The sequence below is a fragment of the Streptomyces sp. NPDC046977 genome (genome assembly GCF_040644455.1).
Lineage (GTDB): Bacteria > Actinomycetota > Actinomycetes > Streptomycetales > Streptomycetaceae > Actinacidiphila.
This window is the reverse complement of record NZ_JBEYWO010000022.1, coordinates 58,495-69,327: the sequence shown is the minus strand read 5'-3', so window position 1 is coordinate 69,327 and position 10,833 is coordinate 58,495. Positions and strand designations below refer to the sequence as shown.

Here is a 10,833-nt window from a genome sequence, read left to right as displayed (position 1 = left end):
ACGCCGGGGCGTCCCTTGCACATTCCCAAACGGGGTCGTTTCCACTGACCGGCCGAAAGGCCGGATCAAGCGAGAACAGGCTCCGGGTGAGGTACGTCGACGAGCTCGCGCGAAGCGTTGGCAAGCGCATCGTTCTCGGCCTGGATCCGTACGAGTTCGGTTTCCAGGTCCTGGACGCGCTGCTGCAGCCTTCGCATCTCGGAGAGAAGTCGCGGGTCGGGACCGCCGACGTAACCGAGAAGCGCCTTTGCCATGATGGATGGTCCTCCACGCTGAGTGACCGACCGTTGTGCGGTGTGGGTCGTGAGTGAGGGGTCAGGAGACACCCGCGCCGTGTGCGCCGAGACTGCCCTTCGCCATGCATACAGCCGCGGTGCGCGGGGCTTCCAGCGTCTCACCAAATAGTTTGACGGTCAACACGATCACAGCCCGGCCGTCGGGTGCGCCTGGGAATTCACGGTGCGTACCGGCACTGGAGGCGTCCCGCGTGGGGTGGAGGAAAGGGCCCGGACAATACTTCCGGAAGATCACCGAATCCCCGATGTCGGCAGCCTTCCACGCGGTACGCGAAATGGCAACCTCCTTGGCGCTCTTGCCAAGTGCGATTGCCATTGATCTTCTATTGATCTTCGATGTTCGGTCCCACCTGCGAGGACGCCCGCGAAACGGGCGGGGTGCGGACCCGGGCTCTCAGCGGATGGCGAAGCCCTCGTAGCCGCCGCGCGGCTCTCCCCAGATCTCGGTGACGCCGTCGACGCGTCCGGGCGTGTCGCCCTCGCGCAGCGAGTGCAGAAGTCGGTCGCACAGCATACGGTCACCCTCGGCCACGACCTGGACCCTGCCGTCCGAGAGATTGCTCACATAGCCGGCCAGGTTGCCGATCTCCAGCGCGCTGGCCCGCGTCCACCAGCGGAAACCCACCTGGTGAACACGGCCGCGGACCCATGCGGTGAGGCGGACGGTCTCGTTCACGGCAGCACGCTAACCCGCCAGTTGCTCAGGGTTCACACCTGCCCCGCCAATGTTTCGGTACAGTCACGCCGCAACAGGGCTCACCCGAACGGGTGAACACGTTCGTCGATGTGAAGGACTGCACCGGATGGGCCGCCACAGCCGTAATGCCTTTGAGCCGGCGCCAGTCGCAGAGGCGCCGCGCCCCCGCGGCCACCGCAGCAACGCCCGGCGACGCAAGGGCAACCCCGTACGCACCGGCCTGCTGGCCTCTTCCGCGGCGCTCGCCGTGGGCGCGATCGGCGTCTCCAGCGGCCTCCTGCCGTCGCCCGACGGCTCGGGCGGCATCTCGTACCACGACAACGGGCCGGGCCAGATCCAGGCCGCCGGGCTGCCGAACTCCAGCAGCCCGCAGGATCTGGGCACCGTCCCCGCGGACCGCCCCTCCCAGCCGGCCAGCCGCGGCGACGCGCGCGCGACGCCGCCCAGATCGACGCCGCCCTCCGCCCCGGCGACCAGCGCGACGCCCGCGCCGCCGACGCCCTCCAGGCCCGCCACCCCCGCGGCTCCGCAGACCTCCGCCCCCGCGGCCCCGCCGACCTCGGCGCCCGCGTCGCTGGTGCCGACCACCCCGCCGGTGGCCAGCGCCCCGCCCGTGGAGAGCGGCTCCGAGAGCGCCGCAGAGGCCGCCGTCCTCGCCCTGGTGAACCAGGAGCGCGCCACCGCGGGCTGCCAGCCGGTCACCGACGACAAGCAGCTCGACTCCCTCGCCTCCGACTTCAGCGCCGACATGGCCGCCCGCGCCTTCTTCGACCACACCGACCCCGACGGCGACGACCCCTGGGACCGCGCCGCGCAGGCCGGCGTGAAGGACCTCGGCGGCGAGAACATAGCCCGCGGCCAGGCCACGGCGGAGGAGGTCATGACCGCCTGGATGAACAGCGACGGCCACCGCGCCAACATCCTCAACTGCGACTTCAAGACCCTCGGCGTCGGCGCGGTCTTCGGCGACGGCGGCCCCTGGTGGACCCAGGACTTCGGCTACTGAGGCGGCCACGGGCCGCCGTCCACCGCGGGCCTGAGACGGCCCACGCGATCGACGGCGGCCGTGTGCGCCGGCGTGTGCCGCTCGTGGACATCAGGTGCGTGTCCGTCCGGAGCGTGAAGCCGGGGTCGTGATGCCCGAGGTACTCGCTCAGGGCCTTGACGCTCTCCCCCGCGTCCAGCAGCGCGCATACCGTTCCCGCGCGCAGCAGGCAGACCCGCCTCCGCCCGGCGGGCCCGGCCGAGTGGCGCGTCAGAGAGCCTTCACGACGCCGGCGAGCGATGCCGGAACGGTCAGCCGACGACGACGGGCCCCTGGTCCTTGAGGCGGATGGGGTTGACCGTGTCGAAGAGGATGTGGTGGGAGTCCTCGTCCAGTTAGAAGGCGGCCGAGTAGAGGTCGCGCGTGATCGACGTCTCCAGGTCGGTGCTGGTCGTCCAGGACGGGACCGACGCCGTACCGGCGGCGCGGGCGACGGGGCCGGGGAGGTCCTGGGGCTGTGAACGGCGGAAGGTCCAGCCGGGGTGGTCGAGGAGCGCCTGCATGTCGGCCGCCGTGGTGTCGAAGTACCCGACGAGCCGGATGTCGCTGGGCCCGGGGACCCGGTCGGAACCGCCGGTGAGGTCGATGGCGCACCACTGTGTACGGACGACCGTGCCGAGTGCCGAGAACCGGTCGGTGATCTGCCGCGTGGTGTCGCGCAGCTCGCAGCCGGTCTCCGGCTCGCCGGCGGTGCAGGCGACGGTCAGGAGGAGCGCAGCGGGGAAGAGCACCCGGGCGGAGCCGGCCCTCATGACGGGCGGGGCGGGCGCTGGCAGCGGGGGCAGAAGTAGCTCGAGCGGTTCATCCACGGCCGGCGGCGGATCGGCGTGCCGCAGCGGCGGCAGGGCTCGTCCTCGCGGCCGTACGCGTCCAGGGAGCGGTCGAAGTAGCCGGACTCCCCGTTGACGTTGACGTAGAGGCTGTCGAAGCTCGTGCCGCCCGCCGCCAGGGCGTCGCTCATCACCTCGCGGATGTGGGTGAGCAGCTCGTCGGTCAGGGGCCGGGTGAGGGTGGCGGTGGGGCGCTCGTAGTGCAGCTTCGTGCGCCAGAGCGATTCGTCGGCGTAGATGTTGCCGACGCCGCTGATCAGGGACTGGTCCAGCAGCGCGCGCTTGATCGTGGTGCGGCGGCGGCGCAGCGCCGTGTGGAAGGCGGCGTCGTCGAAGGCGGGGTCGAGCGGGTCGCGGGCGATGTGCGACAGGGGCACGGGCAGCCCTTCCGGGTCGCCGGGGACCGCTTCGTGCAGCGACAGGCCGCCGAAGGTGCGCTGGTCGACGAAGCGCAGTTCGGTGCCGAGGGCGTCGTCGAAGCCCACTCGGATGCGCAGGTGCGTCTCGGCGGGCGCGTCCTGCGGCTGGACGAGCAGCTGGCCGCTCATGCCGAGGTGGCCGAGGAGGGTGAGCGGGGAGTCCTCCAGCGGCAGCCAGAGGTACTTGCCGCGGCGCCGCGCCGGGCCGAACGTCACGCCCTTCAGCCGGTCCGCGAAGTCCTCGGCCCCGGCAAGGTGCCGGCGGACGGCGCGCGGGTGCAGGACCTCCGCGTCGGCGACGGTGCGGCCGCTGACCCAGCGCTCCAGACCGCGCCGCACCACCTCGACCTCGGGCAGCTCGGGCACGGCGTGCACTCCTCTCGGCGGGTCCGGCGAACCGGGGCGTCCGGAAAAAACCGGAAGGGTCCTCCCGGACGGCCTGGGGCCGGCCGGGAGGACCCGACGGTGTTCAGCTCACGGCAGCCGTGTCGTCGTCCCGCTTGGCGCGGATCGCGCGCCACGCGGCCTCGGCGGCCTGCTGCTCGGCTTCCTTCTTGCTGCGGCCGGTGCCGGTGCCGTACGCGACACCACCGACGCGGGCGGCAGCCGTGAAGGTCTTCTCGTGGTCCGGTCCGGTCTCGGTGACCACGTACTCCGGGACGCCGAGGCCCTCGCCCGCGGTCAGTTCCTGGAGACTGGTCTTCCAGTCCAGGCCCGCACCGAGGTTGGAGGACTTCTCGATCAGCGGATCGAAAAGCCGGTGGACCAGCTCGGACGCGGCGTCCAGGCCTTGGTCCAGGTAGACCGCCCCGATCACCGCCTCCAGCGTGTCCGCCAGAATCGACGCCTTGTCCCTGCCGCCCGTACCCTCCTCGCCCCGGCCCAGGCGGATGAAGCTGCCCAGGTCCAGGCCGCGGCCCACGTCGGCGAGCGCGCGCGAGTTGACCACCGCTGCCCGCAACTTGGCGAGCGTGCCCTCCGGGAGATCCGGGTGGCCGCGGTAGAGGGTGTCGGTGACCACCAGGCCGAGCACGGAGTCCCCGAGGAACTCCAGCCGCTCGTTGGTGGGCAGACCGCCGTTCTCGTACGCGTACGAGCGGTGGGTCAGCGCACGTACCAGAAGGGCGGGTTCGAGTGTGTACCCGAGCCGCCCTTCCAGAACCGCGGGGGACGAGGCTGCCTTACCGGCGTCTGTCGACGTTGTTCCGTCCGACATGAGGCCCCTCACCCGCCGATCAGACCTCGAGGACCTGACGACGGTTGTAGGTGCCGCAGCTCGGGCACGCGATGTGCTGCTGCTTCGGCTCATGGCAACGCTCGCACGCCACCAGGCTCACGGGCGCAGCCTTCCACTGCGAACGGCGGTGGCGCGTGTTGCTGCGCGACATCTTCCGCTTCGGAACAGCCACGGCTACTTCTCCTGGTTCTCGTCGGCGCCCTCGTCGGCACCGCTCAGCTGAATGTCCTGCAGGGCCGCCCAACGGATGTCGGTGGCCTCGTGACGGTGGTCCGGGTCGTCCGCCAGCCGTGCCCCGCATTCGGAGCACAGGCCGGGACAGTCGTCCTGGCACACCGGCTGCAACGGCAGTTCGAGAACCACCGCGTCCCGCAGCACGGGCTCGAGGTCGAACAGGTCGCCCTCGAGGAGGTGAGTGTCCTCCTCCTCCGCGTCGTCACCGGCGTCGGCGGCACCGTGGTGCCCACCGGTCCGGGTGTCGGCGTCGGGGTAGGAGTACAGCTCCTGGAAGTCCGTGTCGAGCTCGCGCTCGACCGGTTCCAGACACCTTACGCACTCCCCCGAGAGCGGTGCGTGGGCGGTGCCCGTGACGAGCACTCCCTCCATCACCGACTCCAGGCGGAGGTCCAGCGTGATCTCCGCGCCCTCGCGGACGCCGATGACCTCGATGCCGAGATCCTTCGGCGCCGGAACCGTGCGGGAGACCTTCTTCATCGCACCAGGACGACGGCCCAGCTCGTGCGTGTCGAACACGAGCGGGTTGCGGTGGTCGAGGCGGGTGTTCAGAACTCCTGCTTTCATCGGTTCGGTACCCGTTCGTCCGGGAGGACGGTGGGCACGCCAAAACGCCGGGGATCACACGGCTGAGGGATCAGGATACCGGTCCCCCGGGCTCAACCCAAACCGCGTTCCTGCTCCAGCTCCCGCAGGCGGTTCAGGTCGATCATGCTGGTGTCGAAGAAGCTGGTCTCGTCCAGTGCCGCGCCCTGGGGCTGGTGGTGGTGCTGTTGCGGGACGTACTGCTGCTGCTCGTACCCGCCCTGGGGCTGCTGCGGCTGCTGCCAGCCGTAGTTCGGGTCGTAGTACGCCTGCTGCTGCGGCTGGGCCGCGTACGGGTCGGCGTACTGGGCGTGCTGCTGCTGGTACGGGTCGGGCTGCGGCTGCTGCTGGTACGGGTCCGGCTGCTGCTGGTAGCCGTAGGCCGGCTGCTGCTGGGCCGCGTTCACGTCGTACTGGTAGTCGCCGGGCGCCACGGGGGCGGCCAGGCCCGCCAGGTAGTCGGCGTCCGACTGGCCGGGGTCGTGGGCCTCGGCGTCGCCGGGGTCGTGGGCCAGGTGGGAGCCCAGTTCGTCGATCGGGCGGTGCCCGGTGAGCTTCAGGCGGCCGCGGCCGACGGCCTCCAGGGTCTTGCTCAGCACCGCCTCGAAGGCGCCCAGCTTGGCGTCCACGTACTCGTCGGCGCTGCGGCGCAGCGTCTCGGGGTCGGCGCTGCGCTCGGGCGCGTCGTCGTCCTCGTACGGGTAGCCGTTCTCGTCCAGCGCGGGGCCGTGGCCGTGCCCGAGCAGCTTCTCGCGGCCGCGGTCGACCGAGCCGATGGTCTTGGTGAGGACGACCTCGAAGTTGGCCAGCTTGCTGTCCACGTAGTCGTCGGCCTCGGCCCGGATCTCGGTGGCCTCGCGCTGCGCTTCGCCGACGATGCGCTCGGCCTCCTGCTGGGACCGCCGGGCGATCTCGGTGTCGGAGATCAGCGAACCGCGCTCGGCGTGCGCGGCCTCGAGGATCCGGCCGGCCTCGGCACGGGCCTCCTCGACCATCTGCTCCCGGCCGCCCAGCAGCTGCTGGGCCTGGGAGAGCGAGTCCGGCAGCGCGGACCGCACGTCTTCGAGCATGGCGAGCAGCTCGGCACGGTTGACCACGCAGGAGGCCGACATCGGCATGGACCGGGCGGCCTCGACGGCGGCCACGATCTCATCGAGCTTCATCTGGACGTCCACGTCACAGACTCTACTGCTGCGCAAGCTTCTTCTTGAGGGCCTCCAGCACGACGGGGGGCAGCAAGTGGGCGACGTCACCGCCCCATTGCGCCACCTCCTTGACGAGACTGGAGGACAGGAAGCTGTAGGTGGGGTTGGTGGGGACGAAGAGCGTCTCCACTCCGGACAGCCCGTTGTTCATCTGGGCCATCTGCAGCTCGTAGTCGAAATCGCTGACCGCGCGCAGCCCCTTGACGATGGCGGGGATGTCGCGCTGCTTGCAGAAGTCGACGAGCAGGCCGTGGAAGGCCTCGACGCGGACGTTGCCGTAGTCGGCGGCGACCTCCTCGATGAGGGCGATGCGCTCCTCGATCGAGAACAGCCCCTTCTTGGACTTGTTGATCATCACGGCCACGTAGACCTCGTCATAGAGGCGGGAGGCACGGGCGATGATGTCGAGGTGTCCATTGGTGACGGGGTCGAAGGACCCCGGACAGACTGCGCGGCGCAACGGTGACTCCTCGCTCTGAGGGCTCTGCGGTTGGTTCATGACGCGTCAGTGACGTCGGCGGCGCGACCGTACCAAAGGGTCCCTTCGCCGTAGCGGCGGGCCCGCAGCCCTTCGAAGCCCTGGGGCCAGCGGAATTCCCCGCCTCGGGTGCTCCGTTCCACGGTGGCGACCGCGTCGGCGCCGAGCCAGCCCTGCGTGCGGAGTGTGAGCAGGATCTCTCGCAACTCGTCGTCGGTGACGGCGTACGGCGGGTCCAGGAAGACCACGTCGTACGGTTCCTGCGGGGCCGGTCCGGCGATCACCTTCTCCGCCTTGCCTGCCCGGACCTCGGCCCCGGGCAGGCCGAGGGTGCGCACGTTGTCCCGGATGACGCGGGCGGCCCGCGGGTCGGCCTCGACGAGCAGGACGTGCTCGGCGCCGCGGGACAGCGCCTCCAGGCCGACGGCGCCCGAGCCGCCGTACAGGTCGATCACCCGCGCGCCCGCCAGGGTGCCGCGCAGCGACTCCCAGGTGGAGAACAACCCCTCCTTGGCCCGGTCCGAGGTGGGGCGGGTGCCGGTCCCCGGCGGCACGGCCAGGCGGCGGCCACCGGCGGCTCCTGCGATCACGCGGGTCATCTGCGGCTCATTCGTCTCGTGGGCGGGCGGAGCGGCGCCCTGCGGCACCGCTCCCCCACGATACGTAGGTCAGTCCTGGCCCTGCTCGCCCCCGGCCTCCGGCGCGGGCGAACCCACCAGCGCGGGCGAGGCGTAGCGCGACCAGGACAGGCAGCCGTCGGGCGGGCAGTACTCGGGGCGGCGCGGGTCGTGGCCGAGTTCGCGCAGCTTCGTCCGCAGGGAGTCGGGGGTGCGGCCGAAGCGGGCGGCTATCCGGGCGACGGAATCGCCGTCGTGGAACCGGCGGACCAGCTCCTCCTCGTGCTGCGGCACCCAGGGCGCGCCGTGCCCCGGGAACAGCTCCCGCAGCACGTCGCGGTCCGGGATGGGCTCGGACACGTCGGCCACGAGGGCGAGTGCGCGCAGCGCGCGGTTGAGGGCGATGCGCAGGGACGGGACGTCGGCGAGCGGCAGGGCGAGCGTGCCGGAGGCGAGGAGGGTGTCCGGGTCGTCCTCGGACCAGCCGGCCAGGGACAGGGTCACGGTGCTGTCGTCGTCGCTGGAGAGCTCGATCCGGAAGACCTTCTCACCGAGCGGCAGTTCGTTGAGATGACGGAACGACATGAAATCAGCCCCCAAAGGTCCAACTACGCCGATTCCCGAGCGGATCGGCGCGGACTGTGTCCATTCTCCCAGGGGGGTCTGACACTGACGGTCCGTCAGCCCTTGTCGAGGTACTGCTCCCGGTCCGCGTCGACCAGGCTCTCCAGCGCACTGCGCAGATCGGGCTGCCCGGCCAGTTCCGGGTCCTCGGCGACCAGCGCGACGGCCTCCTCGCGGGCGGCCTCGATCACGTCCTCGTCGTCGATGACGGTGAGCATCCGCAGCGAGGACCGGGTCCCGGACTGCGCCTGCCCGAGCACATCGCCCTCCCGGCGCTGCTCCAGGTCGATCCGGGACAGTTCGAACCCGTCCAGCGTCCCGGCCACGGCGTCCAGCCGGGCCCGGGCGGGACTCGCCTCCGGCATCTCGCTCACCAGCAGGCACAGCCCCGGCGCCGAGCCCCGGCCGACCCGGCCGCGCAACTGGTGCAGCTGCGAGACGCCGAACCGGTCGGCGTCCATGATCACCATGGCGGTCGCGTTGGGAACGTTGACGCCGACCTCGATCACCGTGGTCGCGACGAGGACGTCCACCTCCCCCGCGGCGAAGCGGCGCATCACGTCGTCCTTGGCGTCGGGGTGCATCCTGCCGTGCAGGACCTCGACCCGCAGGCCCACGAGCGGCCCCTTCACCAGCTGCTCGGCGATTTCCAGCACCGCCAGCGGCGGCCGCCGCTCCGCCTCGTCCTCCGCGGACTTCTTCTTCGGGTCGGGCTCCTCGTCCCCGATGCGCGGGCACACCACGTACCCCTGGTGACCGTTCTCGACCTCCTCGCGGACCCGGTCCCAGGCGCGCGACAGGAAGTGCGGCTTGTCCTTGGCCGGCACGACATGCGTCGCGATCGGCGAACGGCCGGCCGGCAACTGGTCCAGCACGGAGGTCTCCAGGTCACCGAAGACCGTCATCGCGACCGTGCGCGGGATCGGCGTCGCCGTCATCACCAGCAGATGCGGCGGCTGCTTCGCCTTGCCCCGCAGCGCGTCGCGCTGCTCGACCCCGAAGCGGTGCTGCTCGTCGACCACGACCAGGCCGAGGTCGTGGAACTGCACCTTGTCCTCGATCAGCGCGTGCGTGCCGACGACGACGCCGGCCTCGCCCGTCACCAGGTCCAGCAGCGCCCGGCGGCGCGCGGCGGCCCCCATGGAGCCCGTCAGCAGCACCACCTTCGTGCCCACCTCGGAACCGCCCAGCAGACCGGCCTCGGCGAGGTCGCCCATCATCTCCGTGATCGACCGGTGGTGCTGCTGGGCCAGCACCTCCGTCGGCGCCAGCATCGCGGCCTGACCGCCCGCGTCCACGACCCCGAGCATCGCGCGCAGCGCCACCATCGTCTTGCCGGAGCCGACCTCGCCCTGCAGCAGGCGGTGCATCGGGTGGTCCGTCGCCAGATCCGCGAAGATCTCCGCCGACACGGCCTCCTGGCCCTCGGTGAGCGTGAACGGCAGCCGCGCGTCGAACGCCTTCAGCAGCCCGTCCGCCGCGGGCACCCGCGGCACCGCCGGCAACGCCGACTCCGCGGCCCGGCGCCGCGCGAGGGCCACCTGCAGCACGAACGCCTCGTCCCACTTCAGGCGGTCCTTGGCGACGGCGATGTCCGCCTTCGTCCGCGGCCGGTGGATCTTCTCCAGCGCCTCCGGCAGCGCGACGAGCCCGCGCGACTCGCGCAACGCCGCCGGCAGCGGCTCCCCCGCGCCGGCCCACCGCGTCGCCCCCAGCGAGGTCAGCACCGTGTCGACGGTCTTCGCGATCGTCCACGAGTTGACCTGCTTGCACGCCGGATAGATCGGCATCAGCCGGCCCGCGAAGGCGTCCACGGCCTCCTTGCCCTCCTCGGCGTCCAGCAACTGGTACTCCGGGTGCGCCAACTGCAGCGCCCGGTTGAACACCGACACCTTGCCCGCGAACATGCCGCGCCGGCCCGGGAGGAGGTCCTGCTCCGGCTTGAACACCCCCCGGCCGAAGAACACCAGCGTCAACGAGCCGCTGCCGTCGGTGACCACCACCTCCAGCCGCGCCTTGCCCGGGCCGTAGGTCTTCTTCGTCGCCTTCGCCACGCGCGCGACGACCGTCACGTGCTCGTCGAGGGGGAGGTCCGACAGGCGCGTCAGTTCGCCGCGCTCGGCGTAGCGGCGCGGGTAGTGGTGCAACAGGTCGCCGACGGTGTGCAGGTCGAGGTGGTCGGCGAAGACCTTTGCGGTGCGGCCGCCGACGGATTTGGTGAGCGGTTCGTCAAGGGGAGCAGACATCGCGTCCATCTTTGCGCACGCGACCGACAGCCGCTGCGCTTGCTGTTCCGGGTTTTTCCCCCGCCCTCCCTCCCTCCCCCAACCTTCGGCCGGGGGTGCCCCCAGCCCGGCGCGGTAAGTGCGGGCCCTGCGCTCTGTTCGTTGTTGGGGTCGGCGCCGCGCCGGAGTCCGTCCTCGGGGCTCGCGGTCTACGCCCACATCGTTCGGCATCGACCACGCAGTTACCGCTCGTCCCCTGCGGGCGGACCCCGACACACCCCCTCCCGAAGTCGGCTGAGGCGTCTTACGGCCGGTGGGGTGTCGGTGGGCGGTGACGGCTG

Annotated in this window: 13 protein-coding genes and 2 pseudogenes; 1 reads left to right on the top strand and 14 read right to left on the bottom strand. The window is 71.4% G+C overall.

Annotation, left to right across the window (positions count from 1 at the left end; all coding sequences use genetic code 11):
* Positions 1–65: 65 nt before the first annotated feature.
* From ABZ883_RS28930 to ABZ883_RS28920, 3 genes are all read right to left on the bottom strand, one after another.
* Positions 66–254 carry a hypothetical protein gene (locus tag ABZ883_RS28930; RefSeq protein ID WP_319659739.1) on the bottom strand — a complete coding sequence of 63 codons (189 nt, stop codon included), beginning with the start codon at positions 252–254 and terminating at the stop codon, positions 66–68.
* 61 nt (positions 255–315) lie between these two features.
* Complete coding sequence (locus tag ABZ883_RS28925; RefSeq protein WP_360911154.1) at positions 316–612, bottom strand: hypothetical protein; 297 nt, start codon at positions 610–612, stop codon at positions 316–318.
* Positions 613–690: 78 nt separating this feature from the next.
* On the bottom strand, positions 691–972 hold the full coding sequence (locus ABZ883_RS28920; RefSeq protein ID WP_360911152.1) for an acylphosphatase: 282 nt from the start codon (positions 970–972) through the stop codon (positions 691–693).
* A gap of 127 nt (positions 973–1,099) precedes the next feature.
* On the opposite strand from ABZ883_RS28920, the gene ABZ883_RS28915 reads away from it, so the two are divergent.
* Positions 1,100–1,999, top strand: a complete 900-nt coding sequence (locus ABZ883_RS28915) for a CAP domain-containing protein (protein ID WP_360911150.1) — start codon at positions 1,100–1,102, stop codon at positions 1,997–1,999.
* Here ABZ883_RS28915 and ABZ883_RS28910 read toward each other — a convergent pair.
* The 11 genes and pseudogenes from ABZ883_RS28910 to recG all read right to left on the bottom strand — a co-directional run.
* Positions 1,993–2,180 (bottom strand): annotated as a pseudogene (locus tag ABZ883_RS28910) (site-specific integrase); the annotation flags it as partial. The gene ABZ883_RS28915 and the pseudogene ABZ883_RS28910 overlap by 7 nt on opposite strands.
* A gap of 193 nt (positions 2,181–2,373) precedes the next feature.
* A complete protein-coding gene (locus tag ABZ883_RS28905) occupies positions 2,374–2,790 on the bottom strand; it encodes a hypothetical protein (protein ID WP_360911148.1) in 417 nt (138 codons plus the stop codon).
* Positions 2,787–3,653, bottom strand: coding sequence for a bifunctional DNA-formamidopyrimidine glycosylase/DNA-(apurinic or apyrimidinic site) lyase (gene mutM / locus ABZ883_RS28900; RefSeq protein ID WP_360911147.1), 867 nt, complete (start codon positions 3,651–3,653; stop codon positions 2,787–2,789). Before mutM ends, ABZ883_RS28905 begins: the two co-directional genes overlap by 4 nt.
* A gap of 136 nt (positions 3,654–3,789) precedes the next feature.
* A pseudogene (rnc, locus tag ABZ883_RS28895) lies at positions 3,790–4,503 on the bottom strand (ribonuclease III); the annotation flags it as partial.
* Between the two features lie 19 nt (positions 4,504–4,522).
* Complete coding sequence (gene rpmF / locus ABZ883_RS28890) at positions 4,523–4,696, bottom strand: 50S ribosomal protein L32 (protein ID WP_026251550.1); 174 nt, start codon at positions 4,694–4,696, stop codon at positions 4,523–4,525.
* 2 nt (positions 4,697–4,698) lie between these two features.
* The gene (locus tag ABZ883_RS28885) at positions 4,699–5,325 is read right to left on the bottom strand and encodes a DUF177 domain-containing protein (RefSeq protein ID WP_360911144.1); all 627 of its coding nucleotides are present in this window, start codon (positions 5,323–5,325) and stop codon (positions 4,699–4,701) included.
* Between the two features lie 92 nt (positions 5,326–5,417).
* A complete protein-coding gene (locus tag ABZ883_RS28880; protein ID WP_360911142.1) occupies positions 5,418–6,518 on the bottom strand; it encodes a cell division initiation protein in 1,101 nt (366 codons plus the stop codon).
* A 10-nt stretch (positions 6,519–6,528) separates the two neighbouring features.
* Positions 6,529–7,008, bottom strand: a complete 480-nt coding sequence (gene coaD, locus ABZ883_RS28875) for a pantetheine-phosphate adenylyltransferase (protein WP_360911140.1) — start codon at positions 7,006–7,008, stop codon at positions 6,529–6,531.
* Positions 7,009–7,043: 35 nt separating this feature from the next.
* The gene (gene rsmD, locus ABZ883_RS28870; protein WP_360911139.1) at positions 7,044–7,625 is read right to left on the bottom strand and encodes a 16S rRNA (guanine(966)-N(2))-methyltransferase RsmD; all 582 of its coding nucleotides are present in this window, start codon (positions 7,623–7,625) and stop codon (positions 7,044–7,046) included.
* A 69-nt stretch (positions 7,626–7,694) separates the two neighbouring features.
* A complete protein-coding gene (locus tag ABZ883_RS28865) occupies positions 7,695–8,228 on the bottom strand; it encodes a hypothetical protein (RefSeq protein WP_360911137.1) in 534 nt (177 codons plus the stop codon).
* A gap of 95 nt (positions 8,229–8,323) precedes the next feature.
* A complete protein-coding gene (gene recG / locus ABZ883_RS28860) occupies positions 8,324–10,522 on the bottom strand; it encodes an ATP-dependent DNA helicase RecG (RefSeq protein ID WP_360911135.1) in 2,199 nt (732 codons plus the stop codon).
* Positions 10,523–10,833 lie beyond the last annotated feature (311 nt).